The organism is Nostoc sp. (genome assembly GCF_036916975.1).
Classification (GTDB): domain Bacteria; phylum Cyanobacteriota; class Cyanobacteriia; order Cyanobacteriales; family Nostocaceae; genus Nostoc.
Window position 1 is genome coordinate 1 of the sequence record NZ_JBALFF010000102.1, and the last position, 17,408, is coordinate 17,408.

General features: G+C 40.8%; 12 protein-coding genes. 9 read left to right on the top strand and 3 right to left on the bottom strand.

Features of this window, described 5'->3' with window-relative positions; genetic code table 11:
• Together V7K73_RS24820 and V7K73_RS24825 are read right to left on the bottom strand one after the other, a co-directional pair.
• Positions 1-1,892, bottom strand: a 1,892-nt coding sequence (locus V7K73_RS24820) for a tetratricopeptide repeat protein (RefSeq protein ID WP_334883973.1), incomplete at its 3' end; no start/stop codon positions are given.
• A gap of 111 nt (positions 1,893-2,003) precedes the next feature.
• Positions 2,004-2,459, bottom strand: a complete 456-nt coding sequence (locus V7K73_RS24825) for a hypothetical protein (protein ID WP_334883974.1) — start codon at positions 2,457-2,459, stop codon at positions 2,004-2,006.
• 178 nt (positions 2,460-2,637) lie between these two features.
• Here V7K73_RS24825 and sat point away from each other — a divergent pair, with 178 nt between their 5' ends.
• From sat to V7K73_RS24865, 8 genes are all read left to right on the top strand, one after another.
• A complete protein-coding gene (gene sat / locus V7K73_RS24830) occupies positions 2,638-3,816 on the top strand; it encodes a sulfate adenylyltransferase (RefSeq protein WP_334883975.1) in 1,179 nt (392 codons plus the stop codon).
• A 235-nt stretch (positions 3,817-4,051) separates the two neighbouring features.
• Positions 4,052-6,223, top strand: coding sequence for a caspase family protein (locus V7K73_RS24835; RefSeq protein ID WP_334883977.1), 2,172 nt, complete (start codon positions 4,052-4,054; stop codon positions 6,221-6,223).
• 465 nt (positions 6,224-6,688) lie between these two features.
• Positions 6,689-7,531: a DUF2382 domain-containing protein gene (locus V7K73_RS24840; protein ID WP_334883978.1), complete on the top strand. Its 843-nt coding sequence runs from the start codon at positions 6,689-6,691 to the stop codon at positions 7,529-7,531.
• A 449-nt stretch (positions 7,532-7,980) separates the two neighbouring features.
• The gene (locus tag V7K73_RS24845; RefSeq protein ID WP_334883980.1) at positions 7,981-8,892 is read left to right on the top strand and encodes a DUF2382 domain-containing protein; all 912 of its coding nucleotides are present in this window, start codon (positions 7,981-7,983) and stop codon (positions 8,890-8,892) included.
• A 264-nt stretch (positions 8,893-9,156) separates the two neighbouring features.
• Positions 9,157-10,041, top strand: coding sequence for a YsnF/AvaK domain-containing protein (locus V7K73_RS24850; protein WP_334883982.1), 885 nt, complete (start codon positions 9,157-9,159; stop codon positions 10,039-10,041).
• A gap of 359 nt (positions 10,042-10,400) precedes the next feature.
• Positions 10,401-11,324, top strand: a complete 924-nt coding sequence (locus V7K73_RS24855; protein WP_334883984.1) for an ion channel — start codon at positions 10,401-10,403, stop codon at positions 11,322-11,324.
• Positions 11,325-11,811: 487 nt separating this feature from the next.
• Positions 11,812-13,509 carry an alpha/beta hydrolase gene (locus V7K73_RS24860; protein WP_334883986.1) on the top strand — a complete coding sequence of 566 codons (1,698 nt, stop codon included), beginning with the start codon at positions 11,812-11,814 and terminating at the stop codon, positions 13,507-13,509.
• Between the two features lie 615 nt (positions 13,510-14,124).
• A complete protein-coding gene (locus V7K73_RS24865; RefSeq protein WP_334883988.1) occupies positions 14,125-14,733 on the top strand; it encodes a hypothetical protein in 609 nt (202 codons plus the stop codon).
• Positions 14,734-14,835: 102 nt separating this feature from the next.
• Here the strand turns inward: V7K73_RS24865 and V7K73_RS24870 are convergent, their stop codons facing one another.
• The gene (locus V7K73_RS24870; protein WP_334883989.1) at positions 14,836-16,185 is read right to left on the bottom strand and encodes an HlyD family secretion protein; all 1,350 of its coding nucleotides are present in this window, start codon (positions 16,183-16,185) and stop codon (positions 14,836-14,838) included.
• Positions 16,186-17,121: 936 nt separating this feature from the next.
• On the opposite strand from V7K73_RS24870, the gene V7K73_RS24875 reads away from it, so the two are divergent.
• Positions 17,122-17,328, top strand: a complete 207-nt coding sequence (locus V7K73_RS24875; RefSeq protein ID WP_334883991.1) for a hypothetical protein — start codon at positions 17,122-17,124, stop codon at positions 17,326-17,328.
• The last annotated feature ends 80 nt before the right edge of the window (positions 17,329-17,408 follow it).

Genomic DNA, 17,408 nt, shown 5'->3' on the forward strand with positions numbered 1-17,408 from the left:
TGCAAAACATCGCCGATCGCTATTAATGTATTCGCTTCCCCCAAGCGATCGCCGATGTCGCGGTAAAATGACAAAGCGGTTTCGTAGCGTTGTAATGCTTCATCACTGCGTTTGAGGAACTGCAAAACATCGCCGATCGCTATTAATGTATTCGCTTCCCCCAAGCGATCGCCGATGTCGCGGTAAAATGACAAAGCGGTTTCGTAGCGTTGTAAAGCTTCATCACGTCGGTCAAGGAACTGCAAAACATTGCCGATCGCTATTAATGTATTCGCTTCCCCCAAGCGATCGCCGATGTCGCGGTAAAATGACAATGCGGTTTCGTAGCGTTGTAAAGCTTCATCACTGCGTTTGAGGAACTGCAAAACATCGCCGATCGCTTGTAATGTATTCGCTTCCCCCAAGCGAGAACCAGTGTCGCGGTAAAATGACAAAGCGGTTTCGTAGCGTTGTAAAGCTTCATCACGTCGGTCAAGGAACTGCAAAACATCGCCGTACACCTGGAGTAAATCACTGTAGCGTTTTAATTCATCTGGATTTTCTGGCTGTTTCCACTCTTGATCTAAACGCTTATATAATGTCAGACGGGCTGGATAGTAGTAATTTTTTCTTAAAAATTTGTCGCAATCATCATGATTGTTTTCACGATAATAAACGCTAGAAAAAGCCTGAACATATTCCCCAAGTTCACAGTGATGATGAAAAATTTCTAGATATTCCGCCACATCATCGAGTTTATCTGTGGATAACAGTTCTAGTTTCCGGCGTTGTTCGTAATAGGCGATGGCGCATTGATGCGCTTCTGGTGAAGAGGAATTTTGTAAATGACTTTGAATTAACGGTTGAAAATGAAACTTCCACACCCCTTGCTGTTTCTTCTCTTGTAACAGAGAACGTTTTGCTAGTTGTCGCAGTTCTACTTCTACCTGACTCTTCACCTCATCTGGAGAAGAAGAGGCGAAACCTAACTCTCCACCCCCCAACCCTACAAAGTTTGGAGAAGAATTCAAAGCCTCTCTCCTAAGAGGAGAGAGGTTTGGAGAGAGGTTTTCCAAATCCTGTGAAAAGTCAACTACTTCTACTTGTTCTTCATCAATCAAGCCAGACATCGCTATTGCTGCTGAACAGTCAAAGGGTAAGCGATACACGCTTAAATACTGCAACAGACTTTGTAACTTGGGTTCTAAACGCTCAACACTCGCATCTAAGATTTTAGCAATACTCGCCTCTGGGTCATCTCGGTGCAAACCTAATATCTTGAAAATATCCTGTTTCAAAACACTAATATTTGCCTCTTCTCCCTCTTCAGCTTTCAGCAACCCCGCCACCAGCTTCAATAACAAAGGATGTCCATCAGCACTCTTGACAAATTCTGCTAAATTTGCATCTGAACCTTGAATTTCCAAAGCTTGTAACAACGCCACCCCTGCATCTAGCGAAAGTCCATCTAGTTTTAACCATTTACTTTGGTTTAGGGTATTGCTTGGTAGCATTGGTTCTTCGCGGCTAGTCACCAAAATCTTACTTTCACTGCTAGAACCGAACCAACGCAATAAAAATTGGTCATAAGCCTGATCTCGCCATTGTCCATCATTGTGCAGCAAAGTTTCCAGGTTATCCAACACCAGCAAATGTCGTTCTGTTTCCAAACAAGCACAAACCGCAATTAATAAATCTTCTGGTTTTTCCGGTGCTGGTTTCTCCAACTTATCCAACAGCCAGCGTCCCCATACAGCAAAAGGATACGCATCACTAAAAGTTGCCCAAATCGGTTGGGGATAACTTGCTGCAACTGTTTCACATAATTTAGCAACTAATGCCGACTTTCCATAACCTCCCGTCGCCGTCACACCAATTAGACGCACACGATCTGAATGTAACCATTGCTGCATTTGGTCAAGTTCATCATTCCGTCCTTGCCAATAGCTAGTTTCTGGACGCAGTGAGTTAATAATGGGACTATTGGCATTTGAATTTATCCGTTGTTTTACGGACGAATCCAGTCAAACCTGTGGCGGAGTGCCATAGTAGTTATTATTATTTGTTGTACTATTGCCAAATTGATTAGTATTGTTTTCACCCGTTTTAGTTTGATAATTCTGTCCACCATAGTTGTACTGATTCTGGCTGCTGTTATCTTCCACACGATGAATATTGATTTCATCAGCAATTTTTTGCACATCTGTGGCAAAGTTACCGTCAGCGTTCATGACATCCAAAAGATAAACCGCTACTCGCTGTAACGCTTCCTGATTACCTTGTTCAACATCAGCTAAGGCATGATTAGCGCCAGGATTACCACTGAGTTTTTTCCGAATCGTCTGATACAATTCGTCAATTTTCTTCAGTCCCGTCTCAGTAAACTTCTCGCCTAACTTACCCACACTCGACTCAAAGAACTTGCTAAAAGCAACATTTGCGATCGCCTGCGCTGCTGCTAAAGTAATAAGACCAACCATATCTAATAAATTCCTCAGACAATAGCTATATTTTTTATTTTATTCTACGTTTAATTACAGTCTTACAGCTATTTTCAGGTAAATAGACCACACAGTAAGGGTTTTGTCTCCGTACCAGTATTTGGTAAGTTAGTACATAATCTGAAACAATAACAGTTAATACAAAGAGGGGATTACGTTGAGTCACAATCCAGATGCTATAGCCCCGCACGGTGGACAGTTGGTTAACCGGATCGCCACACCAGAACAAAGAGCAGAGTTTCTCTCAAAAGCTGACTTTTTGCCACGAGTGCAACTTGACGATCGCGCCGTTTCTGATCTAGAAATGATTGCGATCGGTGCTTTTAGTCCACTCACGGGTTTTATGAACCAAGAAGACTACGATCGCACTGTTACAGAAATGCGATTAGCTAACGGTCTTGTGTGGTCAATCCCGATTACACTATCGGTAAGCGAAGAAGTAGCTTCCCCATTGCCAGAAGGCGGCTTAATTCGTCTGGATAATTCCAGAGGCGAATTTATCGGAGTTTTGCAACTCACCCAAAAATATAACTACGACAAAACCCGCGAAGCAATAAAAGTCTACCGCACTGATGATGTCAATCATCCCGGCGTACAGGTACTCTATAACCAAGGTAACGTACATCTAGCGGGTGATATTTGGTTGTTGCAACGCGAACCTCATTCCCAGTTCCCCACTTACCAAATTGATCCAACTGCCTCACGGCAACTATTTAGAGACAAGGGTTGGAAAACCATCGTTGGCTTTCAAACTCGCAACCCCATCCACCGCGCCCATGAATATATTCAAAAATGCGCTTTAGAAATTGTTGATGGTCTATTTTTGCACCCATTAGTCGGGGCGACAAAAGAAGATGATATCGCTGCTGACGTGCGGATGCGCTGTTATGAAATTTTGCTAGAACATTACTACCCCTTAGACAGAGTAACTTTAGCAATAAATCCCGCCGCAATGCGCTATGCTGGCCCTCGTGAGGCCATATTCCATGCTTTAGTCCGCAAAAACTACGGCTGTACTCACTTTATCGTCGGCCGCGATCATGCTGGCGTTGGTGACTATTATGGTACTTACGATGCTCAATACATCTTTGATGAATTTGCCCCAAGTGAATTGGGCATTGTGCCGATGAAATTTGAACACGCTTTCTACTGCAAGCGCACTAAGCAGATGGCAACATCTAAAACCAGTCCCAGCAAGCCAGAAGAACGCATCCATCTATCGGGAACAAAAGTCCGAGAAATGCTGCGGCGTGGTGAATTACCTCCACCAGAATTTTCTCGTCCTGAAGTAGCGGCAGAGTTAGCGCGGGCAATGCAGATAGAAGTAAGGGCATAATTCGTAATTCGTAATTCGTAATTCGTAATTAAGATTCTACTGATGAATGCGGTTTCGTTGAGTCAGGAATGTGTTTTTATGTTTTTACTAACTTAAGTTAGTGATGTTAACAGAAATTATGAATTATGAATGAACAATTATTTGGTCAAGAAGCAAGCAGCATAAACTGTAACTTTACAATACAGAGTTCAGCCCTGTAAGCTGCTAACTGATAGCTGAGGGCTGATAGCTAATTATGGAACGGCGCACGTTTTTACACAGAATTGGCTCAATACTGGCGGTATTGGGGGTAACTGAAGCTGAGTGGTTGACTTTGGGAAATCGCTATTATCAGGCTTTGGCACAACCTGGTTCGCGCAAGTTGGCATTGTTAATAGGTATTAACCAATACCCACAAATCCCAGCCCTCAGTGGTTGTCTGACGGATGTGGAATTACAAAGAGAACTTTTGATTAACCGCTTTGGTTTCCAAGGGTCAGATATTTTAACCTTAACTGACGAACAAGCTAGCAGGGAATTCATTGAAGCAGCTTTTTTAGATCACCTGGGCAAGCAAGTTAAACCCGATGATGTTGTCGTCTTCCACTTTAGCGGTTATGGCAGCCGTGTTAAATTTGACACATCACCAAATACAATGCAAAATGCTTTGGTGGCAGCTAATGTATGTACAAATGCACAAAATGATAAAATAGTCAACTATATATTAGAAGAAACTCTACTGTTATTATTGCGATCGCTCCCTACAGACCGAGTAACAGCAGTATTGGATACTAGCTATTATGCTCCTAGCCCAGTCTTAGGATTAAAAATTCGCGCCCTTGAGGAGTCAGTAGGAAAGTTAGCAGCAGAAGAACTCGACTTTCTCAAACAACTTAAAACTCAGAAGTTATCCAGCACTCCCATTGTTTTAACAGCTACCTCAGAACCAAACCAGCCAGCCAGAGAAGGACTCTTTTCTGGTTTTAGTGCCGGGTTGTTTACCTACGCCTTGACACAGTATTTGTGGGAATTCACCCCAGCAACGACAATTCAAGTCGCCCTCTTGGATATGGAAAATTCTCTATACAAATTGGGTAGTAAACAGCAACCGGGGAATCTGGAAAACCTCTCTCCAAACCTCTCTCCTAAGAGGAGAGAGGCTTTGAATTCTACCCCAACGCTACAAGGGATGGGGGCTGGGGGGTTAGTCGCCTCTTCTTTTCCAGACAGTATCATTGGTGCAGAAGGCGTGGTGAGTGCTATTGAAGAAGACGGTAAAACAGTTTATCTGTGGTTGGCAGGATTACCACCACAAGTGCTGCTATACTACGGAGTGAATTCTCGATTAACCTTAGCAACAACAGAGCAATTGGTATTGCGATCGCGCACTGGGTTAACAGCAAAAGCGCAAATTTCCAAAATTGAAGGTGCAAATTCCCTACAAGTCGGGCAACTCGTTCAAGAAGCAGTGAGGGTTTTACCGCGAAATATTCATTTAAAAATAGCTTTGGATACTGGATTAGAAAGAATTGAGCGCGTAGATGCTACAAGTGCCTTCGCTGGATTTTCCCATGTATCCACCGTAATAGCAGGAGAAAAACCTGCTGATTATGTATTTGCCAAGTTACAGGAAATTCCCACTCGTTATGGTCTATTTTCTCTTGGTGGCGAACTAATTCCCAATACCGCAGGCGAAGTAGGAGAAGCAGTAAAATTAACAGTGCAAAGGTTAGCGCCAAAATTATCAATCCTGTTTGCAGCCAAGTTATGGCGACTTACAGAAAATCAAGGTTCTTCCCGCTTGCCTCTCAAGGCAACCTTAGAAATAATTAGCGATATATCACCACAGGTGGTGATGCAACGTGAAACAATACGAACTTTCAAACCTGAAACTTCGATCAAAAAATCACTCCCCACTGCGATTGTGCCTATCGGTAGTCGAATGCAATATCGAGTGGAAAACCAGAGCGATCGCCCAGTATATTTAATCTTACTGGGATTAAACAATAATCATACAGCAGTTGGCTTCTATTCTTGGGAAACCCCCCAAGAAGCAAACACTGCCGACACCAAGCCCCTCCTCAAACAAGTCGTCATCGGCCCAGGTGAAACCCTCACCCTACCCCAAACTAATGCTGCTTCCGAATGGCTGATTTCAGGGCCAGCTTGTTTTTACGAACAACAACTGATTTTTAGTACTGCTCCCTTTAGCGAAACTCTCGCCGCCTTGAGTACTGTTAAGTATTCCACAGCCGAACAACAGCCGATAGGTTCATTGTTGAATCCCTTAGACGTTACACAAGCCTTACTACAAGACTTACATAACGCCAGCGCCCTCAAAGCAGAAATGAACGGCACAGCAACTGACTCATATATCTTAGATGTGAATAATTGGGCAAGTCTTAGCTTTACTTTTCAGGTTGTCTAAACAACGATATGATGCAATATCCTTGGGTTAAGCATTTTTTCTTCTCTCTGTGTCCTCTGCGCCTCTGCGGTTCGATAAAAAATTGACTTTGATAAATTTAGCCTTAACCCAAGCGTATTGATATTTATTCCTCTTGAGAGGACTTGAGCTATAAGCAAGAGGAATTTATTCCCAGGCGGGTTAGCAACTGCCGTTGAAAGGTGTGGGGAATTAAACCCCTAAACTTTGTTAAAACCTTAACTTAATCGTATTGGCTCATTAACAAAACTTTTTTATACCAGCATTTATAGAGCTTTTTAGAACTTTAGTCATACTCCTATTGATTACCCTGAGTATTTAGCTGATCAGGTATGAACTATAAACTATAAAATATCTTACTTACAATTCAGTCGCCAGCAGGAGGACACTGAGCAAAATATTTTTTACATTATAAAAGCAACCTTCTAAATAAACTGGAAACAGCGTATGCCTCTTCACAAGCTTGAACATTTTGACCCCAACTATCGAGAAACTTTTGGCCAAGACGACGTTAAAGCTCTGGATCTTTACACTCAAGGAGGAGACAAAGTTGGCTCAGTGGCGGATGTTTTAGTTGATGACCATGGCCATTTCCGGTATTTAGTTATTGATACAAGCTCAGATTTTTTGGGTAAAAAAATATTACTACCAATTGGTCTTTCTCGAATAGACTATCCTGCAAGACGCGTTTATGTTGATGGATTAAGCAAACACCAAGTAGAAGGTTTAGTCGAGTACAGAGAAAACATGGTCGTCGATCATGATTACGAAGAAAGTGTCCGTAATGTATTTCGTTCTCCAACTAGCGGTGTAACTTACGATCGCAATACATATAATTACGAAGCAGAACCAGCTTTATACGGTCTGAATAATCAAGATAATCAAACTTTTAAACTCTATGAAGAACGATTAATTGCCAGTAAACAGCGCATCAAAACTGGAGAAGTAACGGTTGGTAAGCACATTGAAACAGAAACTGCAAGCGTTACAGTACCTATTCAAAAAGAACGAGTTCTAATTGAGCGAGTTGCGCCAACAGAAGCAGGAAAGGTTGTAGATTCCAATGAACTTAAGTTCCAAGAAGGGGAAGTAGCACGCATAGAAGTGTACGAAGAAACGCCTGAGATACGTAAAGAAGCCTTTGTGCGTGAAGAAATCAGAGTTAAGAAAGTAATAGAACGGGAGACTGTGGAAGCACAAGATACCATTCGTCGAGAAGAGTTAGATGTTGATACTGAGGGTAATTTACAGGTTCAGGAACATGGTACAACTACACACGAAGCTATTTAAGTAGCTGGTCAATAAGTTCCTTTGGTAGATTTATCTGAAATAATCATGCAGGCAAAGTTAATTTTTATCTCTGCCTGTCTTTTTGTATTAAACAACAAGTTCCCGATTTATCTAATAAATCGGGAATCTAACGCTTTAAAAAATTTATACGAACAACTATATAGAAACGTAAAATTTCTTTGCGCTCTGATCATCAGGACTTACGGAAAATTATCAAAAAACGAACCGCGAACGCGAGTGCGTCTGGTTAGACAAAAACACGTTCGCGCAAAGAAGGAATAGGAGCTTTAGAGGGTTTTTGCCTAAGCCCTAAATCATCAAACAAATATCTATAACTTTTGATTATTCAACTTTTGAAATAATTCATTCGCCAGAAAGAGGTAAACTAATAATTAAATGTCTATCTTAGTTAATAGGAGATGGGAAAGAAAATTTTTGAGGAAAATATTATGGTTCTCTACAAATTACAAGATTTTGAGCCTAACTACCGTGATAGCTTTGAAGGTCACGATATTAAGGGGCTTGGCGTTTATACACAAGGAACTGATGAAAAAGTTGGTACTGTCAGCGATGTTTTAGTGGATGAAGAAGGTCATTTCCGCTATCTAGTCGTTGACTTAGGCTTCTGGATTTTTGGTAAAAAAGTTTTACTACCAATTGCTCGTGCGCGTGTCGATTATAATACCGATCGCGTCTACACAATTGGCTTGACTAGAGAGCAAGCAGAAGATTTACCTGAGTTCAGTGAACGCGAAGCACTTGATTATGATTATGAAGAAAGAGTGCGTGGGGTATATCGTCAACCCACAGACTACGTTAAACCTGTAGATCCATTATTACCACTGGAAGCGACACCACCAGTGGATACAAACTATCAGCCAGCGACGACTCAAGCAGCGGCGACTACGCCAACTTACAATCGTGATAGCTACAATTACGAACAAGAGCCTTCTTTATTCGGGTTAAATGAGCAAGATCATCAAACTCTGAAATTGTATGAAGAACGGCTAATTGCCAGTAAACGCCGCCAAAAAACTGGAGAAGTAGCCATTGGCAAGCGCGTTGAGACTGATACTGCACGGGTTGCAGTGCCAATAGAAAAAGAGCGAGTTGTGATTGAACGTGTAACTCCAGCAGATGCAGGTACTGCCGTTTCTGGGCGCGAAGCAGACTTCCGTGAAGGCGAAGTTGCTCGCGTAGAAATCCATGAAGAAACTGCTGAAATTCGCAAAGAAGCATTTTTGCGTGAAGAAGTCAGAGTTAGAAAAGTGGTCGATCAAGAGACAGTTGAAACTCAAGAGACCGTGCGTCGTGAAGAGTTAGATGTAAATTCTGGTAATCTTCCCATTGAAGAACGCTAAATAACAGAGTCATTAGTTTAGCAACTAATGACTAATAATTAAATTTGACAGAGTACAGGTGAGGGTGTAAAATTAGCCTTACCTGTGCTTTGAATAGCTAATACAACTTTAGATTTTGGGTTGCGAATATTTCTCTGAATATGACTTAGATAAATACATCTATTCTCTCGCAAACATTTTCTAAATGTTATTTAGATGATTGATACATTTAATTTAGCTAACTAGAAAACAGTTCGTAAACTTTGCACTATGAATAGCCAACCGATGACAAAAAACATTGGACAGGCAAACTCTGATCAGACTAGCTCCTCATTAGCAGATTTAAAAAACAAGGTAAGCAATTTTGCCGTGTACGATCGGCAAGGTCAGCTAGTAGGAATAGTTCATGATTTAATTGTGGATGCTAATCGTCGATTAAACCTAGTTATATATTCTAACCAGGTGAATCAAGAAACTCTAGAAGATGGTCAGCAGTTAGCTGATAAACATCATTCTTTATTTAGGTTGCAGAGCCAGAGAATAAAAAAAATAGATAAGCCGACTAAATCTGTTTTCATAGACTTAAATAAATCAGAAATCGAATATATGCCTGAATATTTAGAAACAGAAACACCAGGCGATGCCTATGGGCAAGCTGCTTTGCATCTACGCACACTATCAGAATCAACTGAGCAGCCAGTAAATTATTTAGATGAGGCTACTGAAGAACAGATTATTAGTTTACTAGAAGAACGACTAGTTGTTGAAAGCAGTAAGCGTAAAGTTGGTGAGGTGATTGTTCGCAAAGAAATCGAAACCCGGATGATACAAGTTCCTGTGCGGCGGGAAAAGTTGATTGTAGAACAAATTAGCCCAGAATACAAACAACTTGCAGAAATTGATTTAGGAGAAGAGGAAATTTCTGGCATTGACTTAACCGAAGTAGAAAAAGTTGAAGTTCCGCATTTTGGCACAGGTTTAATGGTAAGCGGGGAATTTAGCTCACCTAAAACTGCTAGTTTATTGTTGAATGCGATCGCACTAGAGCAAAATCACGGTTGCAACCAGGTGCGAGTGACCATCGCTGTTGAAGATGAGTCACACCAGAAAAAATATCAGGAGTGGTTTGATCGCTGTTCTAAAGGTCAGCAAGCAAACCCTGAAAAATGAGTTAGTTTGTCGCTGATTGTTAGGGTGGGCATTGCACACCCTATTTTTTTGCTGATTTAAGAAAATAAAGTTGAAATTTCCTTACAGGTAATACCATTTCACTTTAGGGACTTCCAAATAAAAAAATACTCAATTACTTCTTGTGGGGTGGGCATCTTGCCCGCCCCACAAGATTGGGTAATTTATTTGTTGGAAGTCCCTTAATAATGATATAAAGACGTTCGTAGGGGCTTGTCTTTGCCATGCCCTTACGATAAATCTATATGTATCAAGATTTTCGGAAATTGGTATAAGTCGGATGTCTCCAAAGCAACTTAATTTACAATACTAAGCAGTTGCCGTTCTTTTGGCTACTTGCAATGAAATTTCGACTGAAGAGACTTTCACCGAAGAAAAAACAGCGTCTGATCCCACCTATTCAGATTAAAGTTCGAGATGGAAAATTTGAGATTATGGGTATGGGTGCATGGCATTCTTACTGGCGCGATCCCTACCATCTGCTGCTAACGATTCCCTGGGCTGGCTTTCTGACCCTGATTTGTACTTTCTATGTAACTGTTAATGCTCTCTTTGCCCTAGCTTACTTAATAGGAGGAGATTGTATTGCCAACGCCCGACCTGGCTCTTTTTTAGATGTCTTTTTCTTTAGCGTACAAACCCTAGCATCCATCGGCTATGGGGCAATGTATCCTAAAACAACTTACGCCAATATTATTGTCACCATTGAAGCAATGATCGGTTTGGTGGGAATTGCTGTGATGACCGGACTAGCTTTTGCTCGATTCTCCCGACCTACAGCCCGTGTGCTTTTTAGTCGTGTAGCAGTAATTACATCTCAGAATGCAATGCCGACTCTCATATTTCGCAGCGCTAATCAGCGTCGCAATATGATTCTGGAGGCGCAGATGCGAGTCTACTTAATGCGCGACGATGTAACCTCAGAAGGGCAGTTCATGCGTCGGTTTTACGACCTGAAACTGCTGAGGAACCAAACACCTAGCTTCACGTTAAGCTGGTCAGTGATGCACGTTATTGATGAGTTTAGTCCTCTATATGGGATGACACCAGAATCTTTAACCCAGACAAATACTATACTGATTGTCTCTTTGAGTGGCATTGATGAAACGGTTGCACAGGTTGTCCATGCCCGTCATACTTATGGTGCTAATGACATTTTGTGGAATAATCAATTTGTCGATATCTTCCATCACACAACCGATGGACATCGCTACATCGATTACAACCGCTTCCACGATGTTTTACCTTTAGATGAAAACAGTTGAAATGCTTAAAAATTACTTCCCAGTTTGATTGAGTGGAGCTTGTAAGGGTTTAACGACAACCCGACCATTTTCAACTACAGTGCAACTTTTAACCCTGCTCTTGCTGGGGTTAACTGGCACATCCTGGCACTGGTTTTGGTAAGAGATATTTTGCTCTTGTTGTTGATTGAGGACGACAACACAAGAGGGGCAGGAGGAGGAGGACATATAAAATATTTTGATCTCTATATCTATTATCGCCTTACTGATGGTATTTTGCTGAAAAATTTGTTACTGATGTGTTAGTCATTGGTCATTGATACATCCCTTGCTTTGAAAGTGGGTGATTTAAAACATATATGGGATAGGGCTGTAAATACTTGCTTTTTTGTGCTTGTAAGCTGTTTGATATATCTAAACCAAGTAAACAGGAAAGCGGTTATAAATCCCGCCCCGCTTTCCTCCCTGCTCAAACTTGTCTGGCAGGGTTAGACAGTGGGTTTTTCTAATGAAAAAATTTCTGAGATACCTGGGTTTAGGTTTGCTATCTACGTTTTTGACTGCAACTCCCGGATTGGGAGCTGAACGCCTTAGCTTTTATTACCCTCCCTTCGGCGAATTTTCCTTATCTGTGGACTCGCTGGAAACTTTTGCGAAAGTTGGCAAAATCGATCAAGATTTTTCATTTTATGCTAGCCGTGCTACCCCCCAACAACTCGCTCAATTGCGGGATTTGCTCCAGCAAAGGTTCAATGTCACTCCTACATTAGTATCTCAAGTTACCTACTCACCTATAGGCGAAGAAGTGGTGCAACAGCTGGGAGAATTACTCCTCACTGAGTCTCGACAGAACGGCTTCTATGCCATACGTGCCTCTTTGATTTTGGCTGCTGCTGATCCACAGGGATTAACAGTTGTGAATTTGCTGCGGAAATTTCCTAGCAATACTATCCGGGTGAATATTACAGAGGTGTTAAGGAGCGTTGATGATTTGTCACAATTGCTCAAAAAAAGGGATGAAGTTGTAGCCTCTCTCCAAAAAGAAGCGATCGCAGAAGCAGCCAATTCAAAAACTGACTTCTCACAACAGCCAGATTTGCGATCGCCAGGAAAATTTCGCTGGCAGAAAAAAACCTTCGAGCTAAATGACATTTCTCGCTCACGCCGTCTACCCGTGGATATCTATCTGCCAGAAGCACCTTCACAAAGCACTAAAGAACTTTCCTCGCCTCCCTTTCCCCTGATTGTAATTTCTCATGGTGTCGCCTCAGACCGCTCTAGTTTTGTCTACCTGGCTGAACATCTAGCATCCTATGGTTTTGCTGTTGCTGTACTCGAACACCCTGGTAGTAATGCCGAACGCTTTCAACAATATTTTGCGGGTTTGGCAGGCCCCCCAGATCCAGCAGAATTCATCAACCGACCTTTGGATATCAAATATCTCCTTGATGAACTCCAGCGTTTAGAAAAATCTGATCCCACCCTCCAAGGAAAACTCAATTTTCAGCAAGTTGGGGCGATCGGTCAGTCCTTGGGCGGTTATACTGTTTTGGCTCTAGCCGGAGCAAATATTAACTTTGAGGAACTCAGGCAAAACTGTAATCCTAATTATTCATCCTTTAATTTGTCGCTCTTGTTGCAGTGTGAAGCAAATAAATTACCCCTAAGAAATTACGAACTCAAAGACGATCGCATCAAGGCAGTCATGGCGATTAATCCAATTGACAGTTTAGTTTTGGGTGAGGGCGGAGTCAGCCAAATTAAAATTCCAGTAATGCTGGTAGCAGGTAGTCAAGATATTTTTGCCCCACCTGTATCTGAGCAGATTCGCCCCTTTACCTGGCTTTCTGACTCTAATAAGTATCTAGCTTTAATTGAAAACGCCACCCACTTTTCGGCGATCGGAGAAACTACTTCTGGAAATGATGTCTTACCTGTGCCATCTGCCTTGCTAGGCCCCGATCGCGCTCCTGTTTATTCCTATCTCAACGCCCTCAGCGTGGCTTTTTTGGAAACCCATCTCCTCAACCGCCCTGAATACCGTTCCTATTTGCAGCCTTCCTACGCCACTTTTATCAGTAAAGAGCCGCTTAATCTCAGTATTTTACAGTCGTTGTCGGCAGATCAATTCAATCAAATTTGGAATGGCTCAACAGCCCAGTCAGCCAAACCATCAAATCTTCAACCTACCCCTAACCATCCCTGAGAGGTTGAGGTAAAGCCCTTTTTGTCAATCGCTTAAAATATCCCAATTTTGGCTTAAATCTTTTCCCTCACCCCCAGCCCCTCTCCCGTCATATCGGGGAGGGGAGAGGGGAGACATAATTCTAGTTCCCCGAATCCCAAATGATGGGGTTAGGGGATGAGGGCAAACACAAAGTTTTTGCACCTGACGGGATGCTCCCAGCCAAGACTGTGTAGGTTTCGCCTGAAAAATCGCTCTGGAGTAGGTTGGGGAGCCACTGCGAAGAAAGGGGTTTCCCGACTTGTTCGCGTAGCGTCTCCCCCTGGGAGAAGCGAAGCAAGTGGCGTTTGAGGAACGTAGACCCAAAGGGGCTTAAGGCAGGGTAACCCAACATTATCAAGGCTTTGTTAGGTAACACTTAAGTTCAACCCAATCTACAAATCTTCAAAACCTACGCAGTATTGATACCCAAGCGACCAAAACAAAACTCTGACCACGCGTAACCAAAAAACGCTGACTCTAACGCAGTTTGTAAACTTTTGTAAAGAATTGGCTAACTCTGCATAAAACTATAAACGCCAACTGATAAATCAACAGAAACTACCCTGTGCAGTTATCAGACAAGATTTTTTTATCATGAAAAAAGTGTTTGCATTAATTGAAAAAAAATCAGCCAAATTTGCTCAATCACCCTTTTTTGAGTTTTTGGTAGATAAAAGCATTGCTTTTATACAAAGATTGTTTTTTGCTCCTTGTTTTGCACTTTTTTTAATGGGATATGGAAATTTCAACAAATTTGTTTGTTTACAAGAAACCACAGTTAACTCAATTCAATATACTGTTAACAAACAAATCTGTGAAGAAAAGAATCATTGGATATGGTTTTTAAAAGATTTAAAAAACTTGGATTTTAACTTATTTTTAAATTTAGCCGACTCTTTAAAATTTAATTGGAGCGATCGGACAGCGATTTTTAAACAAATAATTTATCAACTATATCGGCGAACTTTTGAAGTTAATGCCATTTATGGAGAAAAGCAGGATACAGAGAAGAGTCTTCTTTCTGCCTGTTGCCTTCTACCTCCTGCCTTCGTTGATAAAATTTTTCAACTGTTTACAGCCTTGGTAAATATAGTTATTAATTTTGCTGAAGAATATAATATTAAACAATTATTAACTCGGAGTTTCGATAGCTCCGACTTTCCTCAGTTACCCTGCCAGAAGAAAGCTACAGTCGGGGTTTAAATGCCCTTATGTAACTTTCTTCTCTACGAGACGCTGGGCTGAGAATGTGTGAATTTGGAATTATTACAGTCCTTCTCAATGGGGTGAAATACAGGAAGGAATTTACACATCCGTTAGCAGTCTTGCTTTTCTCAGAATAAATGTCAGTAGGGTTTCTTTTTTGGAAATGATTTCAGCTGTAACTTCCATCCCTGCTTGAATAGGATAAGATTTATCAGCCCTTTTTAAATAAAGTTTCTCTGGCTGAATTGTCACCTCATAGTAAGGCGCAATTGGAATGTTACCGTTACCTTGAGATGTAATGGCATCAGCACTAATGCTTCTGACAGCACCTTTGAGGATGCCATAATCTGGGTACGGATAAGCAGAAAGCCGCATTTGTACTTCCCCCTCTCGACATTTTGCTACCTGTGCTAATTTACACACCTGCACTTTGCTAATATCTGAAGAGGGAACACGGGCTTTGATTATGAAAGGGGCATTGTTGGGAGCAATTTGAGCGATCGCATCTCCAAGACGAACAACTTGTCCAGTATTTCTTAATTCTAGTTTCAGGATTGTACCGGACTCAGAGGTACGAATTACAGTTTTTTGCAGTTCGGTAAAAACTTGTTTAAGTTCTTGTTGAGCGCTGCTAATTTGGTTTTGGATTTCAACTTGACGCCTGATGAGTTCTTCTTTCTCTTTGTTCAATTGAGCAATAGTAGACTCACCCTTCGTCAGTTCTTGGGAAATACGTTCTTGTGCGATCGCTACATTAGCATCACTAGGATTCAGTCCAGCTTTAGCGCTTTCGAGTCTAGCAGTAGCAGCTTTAAAAGCTTGTTCTTTTTCTTTAATTTCGAGATCAGCGATCGCGCCTGTATTGCCTAGCTGCTCATATCCCTTCAGCTGCTGTCTAGCTAATTCAACAGAAGCTTCTAATTCTTGTACTTGAGTCTGACTAGTGATTTGTTTATCTTGATAATCTCTTTTGTTGCGACTCAAGTCTGCTTTGGCAGATGCGATCGCCTGTCCCATTGCATTAGACTCAGCAGCCATCTGATTTTTTAACGCTTTTAATTGTGCATCAATTTGCGATCGTTGTAACTGATTCTGTTCAATAGTTCCGAGAAGTTGGCTTTTTTTAGTTTGCAATTGGGAGTTATCGATCAAGGCGATCGTATCTCCCTTTTTCACAACCTGATTTTCTTTGACCTTAATATTTGTTACCGTTCCCTCAGCTGCTGCTTGCACTAACCGGATTTCTCCAGTTGGGCGGACGGTAGCATCAGCTTTCACTATTATGTTGTATTCAAATACACTGGCAAGGCTGAAGGCAGCGCCAACACTTCCAATTAAAAATATTCCTCCCAACCTCGTCCATATACTGACTGAGGGAAGATATTCGTCGTTTTGGACTAGGCGGAGAAAGTCTGGTTGGAGGTCAATGAACATGAAAGCTAAAAACATTTTGGTTCCGTAAATAATCTAGCAAAAAAATCTCCCTCGCGTTAGTGTGATGATCAAGATTTAGGGAGATCCAAAAAATAAAAGCTCTCTTCAGTTTCAAGAGTATTTTTGGCAAAAATATTATAAGTTTGGCGCTTTTGCCTTTCAGGGCGAAAGTGACAGCTTTTGCTTTTATTACTGATAAGTCCCTTATCTGTATATAGTTAGTATGTAAATATAAGGTTTCTATACAGTTAAGTCTAAATAACAATTATGCCTTTTCACCCGAACATCAAATCTTTATAATTTTTATCTAAATTTTCATATTAACTTTATTAGATTTACAAAAAATAGTATAATACACACAACTTTTTTACAATTATTTCTCATTTATAAAAGATTAAGTAAATTCCCCTGTTTTATATTAAATTAATTTATCTTTATTCAATTCAGTTTTGTATATAAAGATTAGATAAAAATATTTATACGTAAACATACTTAATTAAAATATGCAGAAGCCCAGCTTTACTTCTTATAAACCCACTCAAGTAGGATATGTATAAAAACATTTATTAATCGTTAGCTGTATCTTTAAAATTCCGTGTATTTGCGTTCTTTTTCAGTATTAATACTTAATATGGCTAACTTATGTATTATTCCCAAAAACACATGAGTTAGTTCGTCATATTTATATGAATTATGAATATTGACGCCTGAACTTTTTGATAATTAAAATTTTTTCTAATTAAATTTGTATAAAGAAGAACTATGTAGTATCTTTTTTGAAGACGTGTAATACATATTTCTTAAAAAATTAATTGCTTGACCTTTGGAGCAAGAGTCGTATAATACTTTTAGCGGAACGAAAAAGTAATTAAATATACTCTTTAAATGTTTATATATATTACTTTGAAGTGACGCAATTTTAACCCCAACAATCAAGCGAGAACTAAGATTATGGAAAGCACATTGTTCACAACATTAACCGTTACCGAAGAAGCAAGTTTGTCTGGTGGTTGGTACAAGAAGCACAAGCCCGCTACCACCACCCCCGCTACCACCACCCCCGCCAAACCTACAGTGACCCTGACTGGTATTACCCAAGTCAATGTTATTACTGACAGCGAAGACGCAAAAGCTACTAACACCATTACTATTGGTTAAGTAGAACCAAAAGAATAAATGTAAAGACATATACTCTTTACGTTTACTTGAAAGTAACGCAGTTTTAACCTCAACAATCA

Excerpts from the sequence above, each read along its gene's own strand:
- V7K73_RS24825 (WP_334883974.1), bottom strand. The coding sequence starts at position 2,459 with ATGGTTGGTCTTATTACTTTAGCAGCAGCGCAGGCGATCGCAAATGTT.
- V7K73_RS24835 (WP_334883977.1), top strand. The coding sequence starts at position 4,052 with ATGGAACGGCGCACGTTTTTACACAGAATTGGCTCAATACTGGCGGTA.
- V7K73_RS24840 (WP_334883978.1), top strand. The coding sequence starts at position 6,689 with ATGCCTCTTCACAAGCTTGAACATTTTGACCCCAACTATCGAGAAACT.
- V7K73_RS24845 (WP_334883980.1), top strand. The coding sequence starts at position 7,981 with ATGGTTCTCTACAAATTACAAGATTTTGAGCCTAACTACCGTGATAGC.
- V7K73_RS24850 (WP_334883982.1), top strand. The coding sequence starts at position 9,157 with ATGACAAAAAACATTGGACAGGCAAACTCTGATCAGACTAGCTCCTCA.
- V7K73_RS24855 (WP_334883984.1), top strand. The coding sequence starts at position 10,401 with ATGAAATTTCGACTGAAGAGACTTTCACCGAAGAAAAAACAGCGTCTG.
- V7K73_RS24860 (WP_334883986.1), top strand. The coding sequence starts at position 11,812 with ATGAAAAAATTTCTGAGATACCTGGGTTTAGGTTTGCTATCTACGTTT.
- V7K73_RS24865 (WP_334883988.1), top strand. The coding sequence starts at position 14,125 with ATGAAAAAAGTGTTTGCATTAATTGAAAAAAAATCAGCCAAATTTGCT.
- V7K73_RS24870 (WP_334883989.1), bottom strand. The coding sequence starts at position 16,185 with ATGTTTTTAGCTTTCATGTTCATTGACCTCCAACCAGACTTTCTCCGC.
- V7K73_RS24875 (WP_334883991.1), top strand. The coding sequence starts at position 17,122 with ATGGAAAGCACATTGTTCACAACATTAACCGTTACCGAAGAAGCAAGT.